This window comes from Mycolicibacter nonchromogenicus (assembly GCF_002101775.1).
GTDB lineage: Bacteria > Actinomycetota > Actinomycetes > Mycobacteriales > Mycobacteriaceae > Mycobacterium > Mycobacterium nonchromogenicum.
Genome location: NZ_LQPI01000040.1, coordinates 195,341 through 211,614 on the forward strand (window position 1 = coordinate 195,341; position 16,274 = coordinate 211,614).

At 68.1% G+C, this 16,274-nt stretch carries 16 protein-coding genes; 4 read left to right on the top strand and 12 right to left on the bottom strand.

Translation table 11 applies throughout. The features are described from left to right. Positions 1-2: 2 nt before the first annotated feature. From AWC18_RS10410 to AWC18_RS10425, 4 genes are all read right to left on the bottom strand, one after another. Entirely contained in the window at positions 3-1,178 is a 1,176-nt protein-coding gene (locus AWC18_RS10410; protein ID WP_085138642.1) for an FAD-binding domain, read from the bottom strand. A 5-nt stretch (positions 1,179-1,183) separates the two neighbouring features. Beyond that, a complete protein-coding gene (locus AWC18_RS10415; protein ID WP_085138643.1) occupies positions 1,184-3,547 on the bottom strand; it encodes a lysylphosphatidylglycerol synthase transmembrane domain-containing protein in 2,364 nt (787 codons plus the stop codon). Between the two features lie 208 nt (positions 3,548-3,755). Further along, the gene (locus AWC18_RS10420) at positions 3,756-4,631 is read right to left on the bottom strand and encodes an oxidoreductase (protein WP_064999079.1); all 876 of its coding nucleotides are present in this window, start codon (positions 4,629-4,631) and stop codon (positions 3,756-3,758) included. A gap of 40 nt (positions 4,632-4,671) precedes the next feature. Next, entirely contained in the window at positions 4,672-5,304 is a 633-nt protein-coding gene (locus AWC18_RS10425; protein WP_109560039.1) for an ankyrin repeat domain-containing protein, read from the bottom strand. Between the two features lie 276 nt (positions 5,305-5,580). Between AWC18_RS10425 and AWC18_RS10430 the strand changes: the two genes are divergently transcribed. After that, the gene (locus tag AWC18_RS10430) at positions 5,581-6,264 is read left to right on the top strand and encodes a hypothetical protein (RefSeq protein WP_234806485.1); all 684 of its coding nucleotides are present in this window, start codon (positions 5,581-5,583) and stop codon (positions 6,262-6,264) included. Here AWC18_RS10430 and AWC18_RS10435 read toward each other — a convergent pair. From AWC18_RS10435 to AWC18_RS10455, 5 genes are all read right to left on the bottom strand, one after another. Then, positions 6,239-6,541 (bottom strand): hypothetical protein, encoded by a 303-nt coding sequence (locus AWC18_RS10435; RefSeq protein WP_085138646.1) that lies wholly within the window; start codon positions 6,539-6,541, stop codon positions 6,239-6,241. The genes AWC18_RS10430 and AWC18_RS10435 overlap by 26 nt on opposite strands. Beyond that, complete coding sequence (locus tag AWC18_RS10440; RefSeq protein WP_085138647.1) at positions 6,538-6,885, bottom strand: hypothetical protein; 348 nt, start codon at positions 6,883-6,885, stop codon at positions 6,538-6,540. Before AWC18_RS10440 ends, AWC18_RS10435 begins: the two co-directional genes overlap by 4 nt. A gap of 20 nt (positions 6,886-6,905) precedes the next feature. Next, complete coding sequence (locus AWC18_RS10445) at positions 6,906-8,177, bottom strand: DUF4226 domain-containing protein (protein WP_085138648.1); 1,272 nt, start codon at positions 8,175-8,177, stop codon at positions 6,906-6,908. A 58-nt stretch (positions 8,178-8,235) separates the two neighbouring features. Then, on the bottom strand, positions 8,236-9,015 hold the full coding sequence (locus AWC18_RS10450; protein WP_208858350.1) for an acyl-CoA thioesterase: 780 nt from the start codon (positions 9,013-9,015) through the stop codon (positions 8,236-8,238). A 99-nt stretch (positions 9,016-9,114) separates the two neighbouring features. After that, on the bottom strand, positions 9,115-9,966 hold the full coding sequence (locus AWC18_RS10455; RefSeq protein ID WP_085138650.1) for a class I SAM-dependent methyltransferase: 852 nt from the start codon (positions 9,964-9,966) through the stop codon (positions 9,115-9,117). A gap of 82 nt (positions 9,967-10,048) precedes the next feature. On the opposite strand from AWC18_RS10455, the gene AWC18_RS10460 reads away from it, so the two are divergent. Beyond that, positions 10,049-11,617 (top strand): acyl-CoA carboxylase subunit beta, encoded by a 1,569-nt coding sequence (locus AWC18_RS10460; protein WP_085138651.1) that lies wholly within the window; start codon positions 10,049-10,051, stop codon positions 11,615-11,617. A gap of 14 nt (positions 11,618-11,631) precedes the next feature. Here AWC18_RS10460 and AWC18_RS10465 read toward each other — a convergent pair whose 3' ends face one another. After that, positions 11,632-11,994: a DoxX family protein gene (locus AWC18_RS10465; protein ID WP_064999070.1), complete on the bottom strand. Its 363-nt coding sequence runs from the start codon at positions 11,992-11,994 to the stop codon at positions 11,632-11,634. A gap of 171 nt (positions 11,995-12,165) precedes the next feature. On the opposite strand from AWC18_RS10465, the gene AWC18_RS10470 reads away from it, so the two are divergent. Beyond that, positions 12,166-12,576: a hypothetical protein gene (locus AWC18_RS10470; RefSeq protein WP_085138652.1), complete on the top strand. Its 411-nt coding sequence runs from the start codon at positions 12,166-12,168 to the stop codon at positions 12,574-12,576. A gap of 143 nt (positions 12,577-12,719) precedes the next feature. Here the strand turns inward: AWC18_RS10470 and AWC18_RS21650 are convergent, their stop codons facing one another. Both AWC18_RS21650 and AWC18_RS21990 read right to left on the bottom strand, forming a co-directional pair. Continuing rightward, on the bottom strand, positions 12,720-13,505 hold the full coding sequence (locus AWC18_RS21650) for a chymotrypsin family serine protease (protein WP_234806486.1): 786 nt from the start codon (positions 13,503-13,505) through the stop codon (positions 12,720-12,722). Continuing rightward, entirely contained in the window at positions 13,502-14,047 is a 546-nt protein-coding gene (locus AWC18_RS21990; protein ID WP_234806487.1) for a ribonuclease HI, read from the bottom strand. Before AWC18_RS21990 ends, AWC18_RS21650 begins: the two co-directional genes overlap by 4 nt. 587 nt (positions 14,048-14,634) lie before the next feature. Here AWC18_RS21990 and AWC18_RS10485 point away from each other — a divergent pair. Beyond that, positions 14,635-16,062 carry a protein adenylyltransferase SelO gene (locus AWC18_RS10485; RefSeq protein WP_085138653.1) on the top strand — a complete coding sequence of 476 codons (1,428 nt, stop codon included), beginning with the start codon at positions 14,635-14,637 and terminating at the stop codon, positions 16,060-16,062. The last annotated feature ends 212 nt before the right edge of the window (positions 16,063-16,274 follow it).

Here is a 16,274-nt window from a genome sequence, read left to right on the forward strand (position 1 = left end):
CCTCAGATTCCGTAGTCGGGCAGGTCGAAATCATCGCGCACGGCGCCGGCGAACAGGTTCGTCAGCAGCCGCAGGTTCATCGCCCGGATCGCGATGTTGCGGAACCACAGGCCGAAACGTGTTCGGGTGGCGAAGAATCCGAGCAGCTGTGTCGCGTTGGACTGTTTGGACTCGATCAACGGGCGTAGTCGTGCTTCGTAGGCGTCGAACGCACGGCGGTGGTCGCCGCCGGCGCGTTGCAGTTCCCCGGCCAGTATGTAGGCCTCGGTGATCGCCAGGCCGGTGCCTTCGCCCCCGAGCAGCGAGATGCACCCGGCGGCGTCGCCGATCAACAACACGCGGCCCCGCGACCAGTGGTTCATCCGCACCTGACTGACCACATCGAAATACAGGTCATCAGATCGCCTGTCCCGGTCCAGCGCAGCGGCCAACAGTTGCGGGCACTCCCAGCCGGCATCGGCGAACCGGTTGCGCAACTGGGCATTCGGATCGGAAACGTCGGGCGAGGTGTCGCGGAACACGAACAATGCCAGAGTGCGGTCTTCGCGCAGCGCGACCCGGGACACCTGGCGCTCGGGTACCGCATACGTCATGTACGCCAGGTCGTCCCGCGGGCGGTAGCCCTCGACGACGGCGGCGGCCACCTTGCAGCCGAGGTAGTGCTCGAAGTCGGCGTCCGGGCCGAACACCAACCGTCGCACGTTGGAATGCAGCCCGTCGGCGCCGATCACCAGGTCGAATTCTCGCGGCTCGGCGTGGCTGAAACTCAGGCGCACACCGTTGGCGTCTTGGTCGATCGCGGTGATGCTGTCGCCGTAGATCATCTCGACGTGCTCGGCGATGGTGGCGTGAATGGTGGCGGCCAGGTCGCCGCGCGGCAGGCTGGTGAAATCGTCGCCGATCAGATGCCGAAAGACGCTGGCGTCCAACGCGGCCAGCACACGGCCGTCGGCCCCGACGGATCGGACGGACTCGATCTGGTAGCCCTTGTCGAGGATCTGCTCCTCAAGGCCCATCCGCCCCGCGACCGTGTAGCCGACGCCCCAGAAGTCGATCATGTAACCGCCGGAGCGAAAGGCCGGCGCGCGTTCGATCACTGTCGGGGTGTGGCCGGTGCGCTGCAGCCAGTACGCCAGCGCCGTCCCTGCGACGCCCGCACCGCTGATCGCAATCCGCATCTCGCTCAGATCATGTCGTTTTTAGTCAGCCATCTCATCACCGGCCAGCCGACGAACACCGGAAGCCAGCAGGTCAGTACCCGGTAGAGCAGCACCGACGGGACGGCCAGCGCGGCGGGAACACCGAACGCGGCCAGCCCACCGATCAGGGCGGCCTCCACGGCGCCCACCCCGCCGGGGGTCGGTGCGGCGGAGGCCAGGGTGCCGCCGACCATCGTCACCACGGTGACGGTGACAAATGACGTGTCGCCGCCGAAGGCCTCCACACTTGCCCATAGTGCCAGCGCGGCACCCAACGTGGTACCGGCTGCGCCCAACACGATCAAGGCCAGCCGCTGGGGTTCGCGGGCCAGCTCCACCAGGTCTGCGGTGACTTCCTTGAGGCGTGGCCGCAGCGCCGTGGTCAACCACCGGCGCAGATTAGGTACCAGCACCACGATGCCGGCCAACCCGAGTGCCACACCGGCGATCAGATACAGCATGGTCGCACTGGGTACGAAGTGCGACAGGTCCGCTGAGGCACCCGCGGCTGTGGTGAAGATGACCAGCAGGATCACGTGCACGATCACCTGCACCGACTGCTGTAGTGCGACCGCGGCGGTCGCCCGCAGGGTGCTCAGGCCGCCCTTCTGCAGGAACCGGGTGCTCAGCGCCAGGCCACCGACACCGGCCGGTGTGGTGGTGGCCGCAAAGGTGTTGGCCACCTGCATGATCGCCAGATTGCGAAAGCGGACCAGCCCGCTGGCGCACGCCCACAGAGCGCCCGCGGCGCCGACGTAGGTCAGCGACGAGACGATCAGCCCGACCAACGCCCACCACCAGTTCGCCTGCCGCAGCTGGGAGAAGAAGGTGGGCACCTGGCTGATGAAGGGATAGGCGACATACACCAGGGCAACCAGCAGGACCAGCTGGATCAGCTGACTGCGGGTGAACCGGGTGATGGTCTTGGTCTGGATCTGATCGGTACCGGTCTGACGTTTGACCTCCTCGCGGGCGGCGGCGATCACGGTGCCGACGTCGGGCACTGCTTTGCGAAGGCGGGCGGGCACCGCGGACTTGGTGAGCCGTCGCGAGGCGGTCAACACCGCGTTGCGGCCGAAGTACTCCAGTGCCGCCTCCACCGCGGCGGGCGCGCCATACAACGAGGACGTCGTCACCAGCAACTGGGCGATATCGGACTGCAGCTGGGTGTCGGTGGCGCCGTACTCGGCATTGCCGAAACCGCCGAACAGCACTTGGCCGTCGACGACGGTCATCTCCTTGCTGCGCAGGTCGCCGTGCGAGATCTGCTGATCGTGAAGGCGCCGCAGGGATTCCCAGGGCTTGGCCACCGGGGTGGTGGTGCAGTCGGCGATCGGCGTGCCGCGGGGCGGGGTGTGGGCGTACAGGGTCCAACCCCGGTCGAGGGAGGCGACCGCCACGGTCTCGGTGTTGGCGAGCCCGGCCTCCCCGATGGAGATCGCCATCAATGCACGATGCTCCACGGCGCGGTGCAGCGAGGCGTGCAGCGGTGCGGTCTCGGTGGTGCGCAACCGGAATTTCCGCCAGAGCTGCCGCAGCGCACCCCCGCTGCGCTGGTTGGGGCTGTACAACTCGATGGTCACCGGGTGGTCGTCGACGGTGGACAACACCAGGGGGCCGGGGCCGGCCGGCCGGATGACGGCGAGCTCGGAGACGGTGTGACGCCGGCGGGCCAGGGTGCGGACGGTGCCCTCCAGCGGCACCTCCAGTGCAGGTGTGCCGACGATCAGGATCACCAGGGCCCCGACGAACCATCCGACGGCCAGCCCGAGCAGGGAGCGGGCCGGGACGATCGCGCTGACCACCAGGTGGATCGGTACGAAGGCCAGCAGCAGCGCCCACCACCAGCGCCGCCAGCGGGCCGGCAGCCAGGGACCCGAGACGGTCAGCATTGCGGCGAGCATGGCGATCCAGCGCGGGTCGTCGAGGAACTGCGCCAGCGTGGTGGCCAGCCGATCGGAGAGGTCGAAATGCCAGTTCGGAGCCGCCATGCCGGTGCTGCGGATCGACAGCGACACGACGGCGAGCAGTCCGGCCACCGCATAGGCGCCGAGCAGCTTCCACTGCTTGGAGACCACCAGACCGATCAGAATCGCGAACGGCAGCACCAGGATCGCGATGCCGTAGGCGAGGTAGACCAGGTTGGCGTGCACGGGGGAGAGCACCCCGATGATCTGGGATACCGACCGCTCCAGTGCCACCCATTCGTAGCGGGTGACCAGCGAGCTGGTGATGACGGTCGCGAGGAAGAGTGCGGCCAGCGCCAGGCGCAGGATGTCGTTGGTGCGTCGGGTCAGCGGCTGCAGCAGGTTGCCGGTGACGGCGACGTCGCGCCCCTCAACTCGCATGATCTCTTTCGGTCCGTCTCATGCCGCATCGCGTGGCGGCTCGCCACAACTTAACCGGTGAGCTGCGGTATCAGCGCGGTTTGTCGGCGACCTGGAGGCCGCGTCGGGCCGAGCGAGTCCCATGCGTCACACCCGTCACCGCCCGGGATCGGCCTGGGCGATGCTCGGCCAGCGGTGACGACCGTTCGGCGGGGGCGATCCGAGGGGATCAGAGCGGGTAGGTGACCCCGGTCATCTTCTCCGACTCTTCCCACAACCGCAGCCACAGCCGGAGATCCTTCGACAGCTTGTTCGACGGGCATGGTCCCACCGGGCCGCGAGACTGGTTCAGCTTCGTGGGCCCCCAGTAGACGTCCGGGTCGGCGTCGGGCACGGTGGCGGCCAACAGGATCGCCTCGGCGCCGCGCTCCGGCGGCTGGCCGACCAGCGGCACCCCGAACTTGGCGACCAAACCGACGATGGTCTTGTCATTGTCGAACAAGAAGGTGTTCGACACCCCGGGGTGCACGCCATAGGACCGCAGCGGCGAGCCGGCGGCGACCAGGCGCCGCTGCAACTCGCGGGCGAACATCAGGTTGGCCAGCTTGGACTGCGCGTAGGCCAGGTTGCGCTGATAGGGCCGGTGCTCATAGTTGAGGTCGTCGACCCAGAACTTCGGTGTCTGCTTATGCGCAATGCTCGACACCGTCACCACCCGGTCGCTGATCCGGTCCAGCAGCAGGCCGGTCAGCGCGAAGTGGCCCAAATGGTTGGTCCCGAACTGCGCCTCGAACCCGTCCACGGTGCGCCGCTTCGGGATGTTCATGATTCCGGCGTTGTTGACCAGCACGTCGAAGCTGCCCTGCTTCTCGGCGAACTCGCGCACCGAGGCCAGGCTGCCCAGGTCCAGCTCCGCCACCCGGACGTCACCGTCAATGGTGTCGGCGATCTCCTGGGCCTTGGCGGTGTTACGGCAGGCCATCACCACGCCGGCACCCTTGGCGGCCAGGGTGCGGGTGACCACCTCACCCAGACCGCCGTTGGCGCCGGTCACCACGAAGGTGCGGCCGGACTGATCGGGAGTGTCCGTGATTCTGAAAGACATGCCGGTCACCGTACCTGCCGGCCGCGCTCAGCCGACGCCGTCAGGCGTGTTCGCTGACGGCTACCGCACCCCGGTGCGTGATCACGTGCACCCGCCCGGCCGCTGTCACCTCCAGGTAGTCGTCACGCAATGTGACCCGAATTCCGTTGGGCATACCCGGAATCACCAGCTGCACCGACCGGCCGGGTGCCTCATGCAGCACCGCCACCGGGGGATAGCGCAGCACCCGGCGCAGGTCGCGATCCCGGTGGTCGATAAAGATCTGTGTGGCCCGAATGCTGCCGTCGATCACCCATTCCAGGTTGGCGTCCAGAGCGCGAACCCGTTCGCTCGACAGCGGCGACGGCGGCGGGGTGAGCAGGCTGATCAACGACATCGGGTGCTGCTTTTCGACTGCCACGTCGCGGGCCGTCCAGCCCCGAGCGTCGCGCAGCGAACGCAGCGCGCCCCGTTCGACCAGCGCCGCAATGACATTCGCAGGGGCGTCATGTCGGGCGGCCAGGTGCAGCGGGGTGGTCCACTCGGGGCTACCGGGCCGCCACTGGTTGGCGCTGAGCGCCGGGGCGGCATCGAGCAGATCGAACAACGCCGGCCAGTCGCCGGCCTCGGCCGCGTCGGCCAATTTGTGCCCGGCCGCGATGTCCTCCTCCGGAAGCAGTGAAGGTTCCAGCACGCCGGGCCACGATAAAGGGGGTTCGTCCATGCTGCGGAACCGTAGCGAGGCGGTCTGACAACTGCCGCCGGGCGAGTGTGAGCGGCACAGGTTGTCGGTGCCCGTCGATAAATTTGTTCTTCCAGCGCCACCAACGCGGGGCGCCACCAGCGGGAGGCATCAATGCCGGACTCATCGGATAGACCGTCGGTTGTCACGCGTGTTCTCCTCCTGGGGGACCGCGAGACTGTTGAGCACCGCGCGGATCTGGCCACCGATGCCTCCCGGCAGCACTGCATGGTTATCGACGCGTTCGGCTTCGAGGAGGGCGAGGCCGGCGGCACCGATGACTTGACGGAAGTCAATGCGGTGGTGATCGCACTGGGCCGCGCGATCGCCGGCCGGATGGATGTCTGGGTGCCGTTTCCCGGCCCGGACTTCATCCGCGAGCAGCACCTGCGGCGGATGAGCCTGGTGCTGCAACGGCACGGCCTGAACCTGCGGTTGACGCGGGAGCTGTTCTCAGCGCCCACCGATGGCGGGATGAACGAGATCGACTTCGCCCTGCGCCGCGAAGTCCAAGCCGTCGACGACCTTGATCAGGCGGCGCTGGCCGCCGAAGGCGCAGAGAGCCTGAGCCGCCAGATCGAGCAGGCGCTGACCGCGAACCGCGGTCCCCAGGTGGTGCGGCGCATCCCCACCGATGCCACCAGGGGAAGCCGGCATCCGGGGCCTCCGGCCCTTCCCCCGCCCGCGCTGCCGTGGCCGGAACGCAAGCAGCAACTGGAGCGCTACGTGCGCTGGCTGGTTGACGGATGCGGTGTCACCCAGGCGGCCACGGCGCGGGTGCTCAACTCATCCGGGCAGCGCACGCCGACCGGCCGCCCCTGGAAGCCGGGCACGGTGTCGCGGCTGCTCAACGGCAAGTACGACGGTCCGCGGCGGCCCGGTGACTTCACGCCGGATGCAGTAGCAGGGTGAACACCAGCGGTGGGATGACGACCAGCGCCACGGTCAGTGGCGTCGCCAGATAGCCGATGAGCATGCCCAGGCCCACCTGAGCGGTTTTGACGCCGCCGGTCTGCCACATGAAGAACCCGGTCGGCACCACGATCAGGGTCGCGATTCCCAACAGGTACAGCTGGGCGATCCAATAGGGAGTCATCAGCCACGACGCGGTCTCGACGATCGCTATGGTCGCCAGCGCGGCGTGGAAACTGCGCTGACTGTAGCGGTTTTCGGCAGTCGGGGCGCTCATGGGGCGCCCAGCAGCAGCAGGTAGGACAGGGCGTAGGACCAGCCGACGGCGGCCGCTGCCAGACCGGCTCCTCCGAGAGCCAATCCCTGGCCGCGCCGGCGCGGTGAATCAGCGCGCTGCAGCTTCACGCCGATCAGCAGCGATACGACAGTCGCTGCAGTGGTGGCGACCGCGATCACGAGGGAACGTCCGACATCACTGTTGATCGGAAAGCGGCTCAAGAGCCAAGCGAAGCCCACCGCCACTGCGAACACACCCTGGACCATCAGTGGTGCCGCCCACGTGGCGGTCCGCCAGAGGTCCGGACTGCTGTCGCGCAGACGGCTCCGTAATCCGCCAGCCATTTACCAGCTCCTCTCGATACTCATGCGGGGACACCGCCCGGCCTGCCCGGAGCCGACGACGCCGACGGCGGACCGGTGGTCGGACCGAAGTCGGTGGCGGGGATGGGGGTTCGGACGTCGAAGCGCGGATTCCAGGAACCGCCGTGATCGAACGGCGCGAACGCCTTGCCGCCGACGCCGATGTCATGGTGGAACGGCAGATTCAACATCGGGGCATGGCTGCGGCCGGACTGCGCGGGGTCGATCAACACGGTCTGTGCGCCGCCGGGCAGGTCCTGGTACACCTCCAGTGAGGGGTAGTCGGATCGCGTGCCGTCGACGTGGACACCGTCTGGGCCGGGGGTGAACACCAGATCGCCGTTGACGCTGAGGCGATGGTCGCCCAGCGGTCCGTGCTTATCGGTGAGGGCGCCCGGTGCCAACGGGTTGCCGGCGTCGTATTTGATTCGCACCGATCCGTCCGCGGCCTGGGCCACGCTGCCTTGGGGGACACCGACTTTCACCTGGCGTACCGAGCCGTCGGGATTGAGCTCGACGGAGGGATTCTGGCGCATCACCACGATGCCGTTGTCGTAGTCGATGTAGGTGGTGACCTTGGTGTCTTCGGGGTCGAAGTCCTTCGCTGCGCCTCGGCCGTTGCCCGCATCACGTGACAGGATGCGATGCACCCATGGCTGCTCGATCCACTGCGACGAGCGCACCACACCCTGCCCGGCCACCGGATCGATCTTGACCACCCGAACTTCGGACTGCGCGCCGTCGAACGTGGGGTTGTAGGTGTGTGCGTCGAGTGCGGCGGCGGTGGTCCAATCCGATGCCGACACTGGCTCGCGGCCGAATACTGTCCGGAAGGCCTCGACCTGATTGCGCCGCCGCTCGTCTTCGGTGGCCGGGGCACGTTTGATGGTGTGGTCGACGGCCTGAATACTCGGCCGGTCCTCGACCGCATAACCGCCACCGAGAGCTTGTGTCGCCCGTGCCCGCGCCTGACTGTCGGCGACGGTGTCGGCGATCACCTGGTGAATGTCGAGGGCCTTGGCGCGCAGGAAGCGCTGGAACTGGCGGGCTCCGGCGGGAGTGTCCAGTGCCAGTGCACGATGGTGGGCCAACGCTGCGCGGATCTCGGCCTCAATGCCGTCCAGACGCCTACGGCCCTGCAGGGCCACCTGGGTGGCACCGTGGACCGTCGCGAGGAAAGCCCGGTCGGCCAGGACCGACTGCTGCAGCCGCAGCGCCAGGGCACCCTCGCGTGCTCGGGCGGTGTCGGCGTGGGCGCCGAGTTCCTCGGGCATACCGGCGACGCTAGTTCAGCGACGGCGATCCCGGTATTCACCCGAAGCCGGCTCGGGGTCAGTCCTTGAAATAGACCAGCTGATGCGTGCTGGCCAGCAGCGCGCCCGCCCTCGACCACAGGTGCGCACTCTGATCGAAGTATCCGCGCGAAAACCGATTCGCGTGCGCGCTGGCCAGCAGGAAATCGCTTCCGATCGCATCGATCTCGGCTTGATCGGCGTGAAAGTAGGTGGTCAGGGAGATGGTGCCGGCCGGCAGGAAGCGGCCGCTGCGTAAGAACACCCGAGGGAAGAACACGTCAGACAGGCACGCCAACGCCGCGAAGTCGAGCGGGCGGTCCTCGGCGTCGCGCACCCACAGTGTGGTGGTCGACGAGGCGCTGGGCGCTACGGCTTCGGTGGGGACCGGGCCGTCGGTGAAGCGCATGTCGTAGCGCTTGGCCCAGACGATGGCATCGACGAATCTGCCCGGGGCGACATCCTCGGGGGCGGGGACACTCGGCGGGTGGCTTTCGTCGTCGGCCCAGGTGTCGCGGTGCAGCCCGAACAACGCGCTGGCGGTGGTCTTGACCTCGTCGCCTTGGCGCAGTTCAAGCACCCAGTGCTGGTTGCTGCGGTTGGTTCGGACGGCGCGCAGTGAAATGTCGAACTCGCCGTCGGCGATCGGTGCGGCGAAGTTGACGGTCAGCGCCAGCGGGTCGCCGATGCGCTCGGGATGGGATTGCACGGCGCGCAGCAAGACCGCCGCGGTGATCCCGCCGAACGGCCCGACCATGTTGGCCCACTCCGGGTGGGTCACGCCACGAAAGGTCTCGGCGTCGACGGTCTCGAGCTGCATGGCGCGGTCGAAGGGGTGTGCTGTCACTAGGGTCCTTGGGCGGTGATCGGAGCGTTCCCAATCACGCTATCGCGGGCGCGGGGAACACCCGCCGCATGCTCAGCCCGGATTGGTCGCGGTGACCACCCAGGTGCGGCCCGGGAACTGCACCACACCGTTGACCCGCTGCCGGCGCAGCTCCGCACGCAGCTCCTCGACCACCTGCGCCCAGCCGTCGGCACCCAGCCTGGGCTCCAGTTCGGCGCGGGCCTGCTGGCCGGTGCGGTTGGCCAGGATCAACGTCAGCCGTTCCTCGACGCCGTCGCTGCCGCCGATCCCGAAGTTGCACATCCCGTCGAACGCTTCCACCGCGATGTCGGTCCAGCCGGCGTCGGTCAAGACGGTGCGCACGCGCTCGGGATCACCGAAGGCCAGCGGACCCGGTGCCGTGGGATCCAGCGGCGGCGGGGGTGACTCCAGTTTGGCGGCCAGGACATCGACGCCCGCGGTGAACATCGGATTGTCGCCCTCGCGCCAGCACACGAACGCCAACCGGGAGCCGGCGGTCGCCGCGCGACGGATGTTGCTGAACGCGGCCACCGGATCGTCGAAGAACATCACCCCGAACCGGGAGATGACCCGGTCGAACGCTGCCCCGCCGGCGAATGCGCGCAGGTCCAGGGTCTGGGCGTCGCCCAGACTGACGGTGGCCTCGGGAACCCGCCGGCGCGCCGCCTGCGCCATCGGCTCGGAGATGTCCACACCGAACGGGACGGCGCCCAGGGCCGCGGCGCGCTGCAGCAACGTGCCCGAGCCGCAGCCGATGTCGAGCACCCGCTCGCCTGCGCCGATGTCGGCGGCCTGCATGACCGCGTCCGCGAACGGCGCCAGCACCGCCTCGAAGATCGCTGCGTTGTCCACCCAGTCGACGCCCTGGGCCGCCCACGCCTGCTGCTGTTCCTCGTTCGCCATGCCCTCAGGGTAGGGGCCGAAATCCGGGTGGATGGCGCGCGGCCCATGATGTTCAGGTAGGTCAACGGTGAAGGAAAACCACATGCCCGACGCTCCGCTGCGTGACGATCACCTTGAGCTGCTGCGCCGACGCGCGCTGACCGAGGACGCGGCCCGCCCGCACACGGTGCAACGCCGGCACGACGCCGGGGGCCGCACGGCCCGCGAGAACATCGCCGACCTGGTCGATCCCGGGACCTTCGTGGAATACGGGCGGTTCGCGATCGCGGCCCAACGCGCCCGCCGCGACATCGACGACCTCATCGCCAACACGCCCGGCGACGGCCTGCTGGCGGGAACCGCCACGATCAACGGAGCGCTGTTCGGGCCCGAACGCGGCGCCTGCGCGGTGCTGTCCTACGACTACACCGTGTTGGCCGGCACCCAAGGTGCGATCGGCCACTTCAAAAAGGACCGCCTCTTCGAGCTGATCGAACGGATGCGCCTGCCAACCGTCTTCTTCGCCGAAGGCGGCGGCGGCCGGCCCGGTGACACCGACTATCCGACTGTGTCGTCCCTTGACGTTCCGGCATTCGCGTTGTGGGCCAAGCTGTCCGGGCTGGTGCCGCGTATCGCGGTGGTCAAGGGCCGCTGCTTTGCCGGCAACGCGGTGATCGCGGGCGTCTCGGATCTGATCATCGCGACCGCGGACACCTCGATCGGCATGGCGGGCCCGGCGATGATCGCCGGCGGCGGATTGGGCGACGTCGCACCCGATGACGTGGGGCCGCTGTCGGTGCAGGCACCCAACGGCGTCGTCGACGTCGTAGTGGCCGACGAGGCCGAGGCCGTCGCGGTGACCAAACGCGTTCTCGGCTACTTCCAAGGCGCCACCACGCCCGGCTCTGCGGCAGACCAGGACGCGCTGCGCACCATGATCCCTGAGCGTGCGCGGCGCGCCTATCCGCTCAAGCCGATCATCGAGACCCTCGCCGACGTTGATTCGGTGACGTTCCTGCGGGAGCGGTTCGCGCCCGAGATGGTCACCGCGCTGGCTCGTATCGACGGCCGCCCGGTGGGGATCATCGGCAACAACACCATGGTGATGGCCGGAGCCATCACCGCCGCCGCCTCCGACAAGGCCGCGCGCTTCCTGCAGCTCTGCGATGCCTTCGGGCTGCCCATCGTGTCGCTGGTCGACTGCCCCGGCTACATGGTCGGCCCTGCTGCAGAGGCAGAAGCACTGGTACGGCGGGCTTCTCGGCTGCTGGTAGCGGGCGCGGCGCTGCGAGTGCCGCTGATCGCGGTGATCCTGCGGCGCGGCTACGGCTTGGGTGCCCAGGCCATGATGGGCGGCAGCCTGCATGAGCCGGTGCTGACCGTGGCCTGGCCGAGCGCGCATCTGGGCCCGATGGGGCTCGAAGGTGCGGTCCGGTTGGGACTGCGCAAGGAGCTGGACGCCATCGCCGATCCCGACGAGCGGGAGGAACGCGTCCGGCAGGCCACCGCCGCCGCGCAGGAGAACGCCAAGGCGCTCAACGCCGCAACGCTGTTCGAAATCGACGACGTCATCGACCCCGCCGAGACGCGCGGTCTGATTCTCGCAACGTTGGCGGCGTGCGCCGAATACGGACGCGACCTGCCGCCCCGGCGTTTCGTCGACACGTTCTAGCGCACCGGGGTTGATCAGAGCAGCCGACCAACCACCACGAATGCCGCCACCGCGAACAGCACGGCGTTCAAGGCCACGCTCTTGGGCTCCTGCAGGCGGGAGTGCGCCCACGCCGCCCCGATCATGACCACGCACAGACCTGCGGCGGCCAGCGGCGTCAGCACCTGCCCGATCCCGGTGAGTCCCGGCGCGACGAGTCCGAGGGCCGCCAGCAGTTCCATCGCCGCGGTGAAGCGCACCACCGGCATGGGAAACATCGCCACCCCGGTCTGGCCGGTGTCCAGCAGACGCTGGCGCGCCATGGTGAGTTTGGCGCCACCGGAGGCGGCGAATATGGCGGCCAGAGCGAATTGAGCCGTCCACAGTGCGATGTTCATCGTTTTGTCCTTCCTGTCGTGGGTGTACCTCTGCTAGGACGGAAGGTGGTCGGTGAATGTGACAGTTCGCTGGTGTCACACTTGCCCGCGCGCAATCGTCTACATGACATGAGCAGAAACGGTGAGCGACGGCTTCCGCCGCGCCGTCCCCAACCAGACGAGGTGATTGTCATGACGGTCGACCTGCCCTACATCGACGAGCACACGCTGCGGGTCGACGCCCCGCGCGACCGGGTGTGGAAGGCCCTGCAGCGCTATGTCGATGCCATGTTGCGCGCCAACGAACGCAATCCGCTTCTCGTGCCGCTCGGCCTACGTCCCCGTGCCGGTTTCGCGGTGGCTGAAAGTGTTGAACCGCAACGGATCGTCCTAGCCGGTCAGCATCGCTTCTCGCGCTACCGGTTGGTGTTCGAGCTCACCGACGAGCGGGCGGGTGCCACACGGGTGCACGCGCACAGCTATGCGGCTTTTCCCGGCCTTCACGGCAGTGTCTACCGCGCTCTGGTGATCGGGACCCGGATGCATATCGTCGCGACGAACTATCTGTTGCGGCAGATTCGCGCCGCGGTGGCAACCGGCTAGCAGGTGCGTTCGGCGATCACTGCGCCGACGCCCAGTCCTCGGTGAAAGTGTAGCCAGCATCGCTCGCAGGAGGCTGGCGGTTCGGGGTTCCGGTTGCCCGCCCGAGGTCGGCATCTGCTGCCACCAGCACCCTCGGGGCCGTGTCAGCGGCCGGTGGTGGTGTCCAGCGTCAGCTCCCACGCCGACAGCCACGGTGTGATGGTCTGGGCAATCGAAAAGGGATGCGGGTCTTCGCACTTCGGCTCGGAATAGGTGCCGTCGGATACCGCAACATAGATGCCCACCGCCTCGGCGGCGCCGTCATCGCGCACCCGGTACACCGGCCCGCCGGAGTCGCCGCAGGTACCGCCGGCTTCAAACCGGACCTTGTTGGTTTCGCTGGCCACCACCGGGCCGCACAACGGCTTGCCGCTGCGGATCCCGTAGTGACACAACACATCGCCCTCCAAGACATGTTCGGCCACCCCGACCACCGGGTGCCCATCGACGACCGACGTCAGGGGAATCTTCCCCGGGTCGTCGAGGGTGATCAGCCCGATGTCATAGTCGTCCCAGTCACTGCCGTCGCTGACGGTCTCGGTGAACGTACCGATGGTGCGATACGCGTAGGCGCCGCCGTAACGGATCACCACCTGACCGGGCCCGCCTCCCGGGTTGCAGTGCCCGGCCACCAGCAGGCCGGGCTGGCCGTCGTGGGTGCGCACCAGGAATCCGGTGGTGCAACTGATACCCGCGTGATCGCCGCCGGGGGAGACGTTGATGCCGATGCCGGGCCCGATGGCGTGCGCGATTGGGACGGGCATGTGTGAGTGCATCGGGTGGGTGCGATTCACCTGGTAGAGGCCGACGAATATCGCGATGACGACGACGGCGGTCCCGATCCGCCACGCCGCCGTCTTCAGCGTCTCCCCGCGGTGCCCTTCCGTCACCGTGGCAAGGGTAGTTCCACCCCTGCGCGCTGCGTGCGCCGGAACTCCTCGGCGAATGCCGTCGCGAGTCCAGCAGCTCGTCGACGGTACTCCGCGGCGGTCAAATCCTGTGCACCGGCGGCATATCGGCTGGCGAGGCGGGCGAGAGCATCGGCCCCCTCGTTGAGGGGGTGGCCCTGATGCGACTTCACCCAGGAAAAGCTGAGCCGGTTGCGTTGCGTGTGAATCCTCCGCTGGGCCAGTACCAGGCCCGCTGTGCGGCCGTCCGCGCGTTGCGTGGTGTACTCGGCAGGCAGGATGGGGGAACCGGCCGTCCAGCGCTGGAGCATCGCGATGGCCTGGCAGCTGTCGCTGAGCACCGTGAGATGTCGTCTGCGCAGTTTGCTGACCGCTGCATGCACTGCGCGCAGTTCAGCAATAAGGACGACCTTGCGGCCGATCTGCCTCGTGGAATGGCGGAATCCGCACATCCCGTATTCGCCGGTGGACGCCAGCCAGCCATAACCTGTGAACTCGCCGCGGACCGAGCCATCGGTAGCCACCCAGATCGATGGAATCGGACCTGATCGGCAGGCTGGTGGGGCTAGGCGGCGGCGCTTCGGCTGCCAATGCGGCCTTGGCTGCGCGCATCAGAGGCAGATCGGCATGTCTGGGCATCTCCACCGTCACGCCCGGCAGGAGCACGCTGATCTCCGGAGCATGGCGCCAAAGCATGTTGGATGCAGTCAGGTTCACTAAGAAGCGTGTCCTGCCCATGGTCGGATTTTCGACGTGAATCTGCCTGATCACGTCCAGCACGGCCACTTCGAGGGAGTCGGCGGTGACGTGACCGGACCAGTCGGCTGTCGTGGAGCAGGCGGTGGAAACGAAAGATCGGCCCGGTCTTGCCGGCGAACGCAATGGCAACCGATGTGAGGGGCTGGTGCTGCGCGAAGACGATGTCGGTGCGTGGCGGCCGCGGGGTGGGCACCGGCACCGGCCGTAGCGGGGGTTCGGGCATGGCTGCACCGTAGATGCGGGGGCTGACAGTCCGTACGGACCTCAAGCACAGGCGGGGGCGAGGCGGGAGTGATTGCCAAGGCGCGCCATGATCCCGGTCGATGATGACGGGGTTGCGTAGGCTGGCCAGATGGCGTCTCCGACACTGACCGCCGACTTTGCTCGCGAGTTCCCCGAGCTCGCCCAGCCCTGGCAGGCCGCCATACCCCCGGAACCGAAGTTGCTGGTGCTCAACGAGAAGTTGGCCGCTGAACTGGGGTTGGATCCGTCCTGGCTGAAAAGCGCCGAGGGCCTCAAACTGCTGACCGGTACCGATGTTCCCGACGGCGCCACCCCGGTGGCCCAGGCCTATGCCGGGCACCAGTTCGGCAATTACGTGCCACTGCTCGGTGACGGTCGCGCCCTGCTGCTCGGTGAACTCGACGGCCAGCACCGCCGCGACATCCACCTCAAGGGCTCCGGGCCGACTCCGTTCGCCCGTGGCGGCGACGGGTTAGCCGTGGTCGGTCCGATGCTGCGCGAATACGTCATCAGCGAAGCGATGCACGCGCTGGGGATCCCCACCACCCGGTCGCTGGCGGTGGTGGCCACCGGAGCGCCGGTGCAACGGGAGACACCGGTACCCGGGGCGGTACTGACCCGCGTCGCCGCCAGCCACCTGCGGGTCGGCAGCTTCCAGCTGGTCGCCCAGCAGGCCCGCGCCACCGGCGACCTGGGGCTGCTGCGCCGGCTGGCCGATTACGCGATCGCCCGGCACTACCCCGATGCCGCGCACACCGAAAACCCTTACCTCGCACTGTTTCAGGCTGTCGTGGAAGCCCAGGCGTCGCTGATCGCACAGTGGATGCTGGTCGGATTCGTGCACGGCGTGATGAACACCGACAACATGACCATCTCCGGGGAGACCATCGACTACGGGCCGTGCGCATTCATGGAGGCCTACGACCCGGCGACGGTGTTCAGCTCCATCGACCACGCCGGCCGTTACGCCTACGGCAACCAGCCGCTGGTCGCGCAGTGGAACCTGGCCCGGTTCGCCGAGAGCATCCTGCCGTTGCTCGCCGCCACCGAGGAGCAGGCGCTGTCGGTGGCCGTGGAAACCCTCGAAGGGTTCATGCCGCGCTATCACGGCCTGTGGTCGGCGGGGATGCTGGCGAAGTTCGGGCTGTCGGCCGACGCGGAGGCTGCCGCACTGATCGACCAGGCGTTGGCGCTCATGACCGAGCACCAGGTGGACTACACCTCGTTCTTCCGGCGCCTGTCCGCGGCGGGGCGCGGGGACACCGAGGCACTGCCCGCGGCGTTCGGTGACTGGCTGGGGCGCTGGCGGGTGCTGCAGCCCGACGTCGACGCGATGGACCGCATCAACCCGGTCTACATCGCGCGCAATCACCTGGTGGAGCAGGCCTTGGCGGCCGCGATGCGCGGCGACCTGACTCCGGTGGAGAAGCTGTTGGACGTGATCACCGAGCCCTACCGGGAGCGCGATGGCTGGGCCGCATACGCCGAGCCCGCGCCGCCGGAATTCGGGACCTACCGCACCTACTGCGGGACCTGACGGCCAGCAGAGCTGTATGTGGCACTGTCGCCGGCAGGCGGGGCTATCCGGGGTCTGCACGTGGCTAGCTGGACTCGGCTACCTGTACCAGACTTGGCGCCAACCGAAGGGGGGCACCGAAATTGGACGTGGAATGGAGCCGGGTTAACGCCGCCCCGAGGGCCTGCGTGCAAGCCGCGCCTGCTCGGCATGAATTCCAGAGTGATATCACC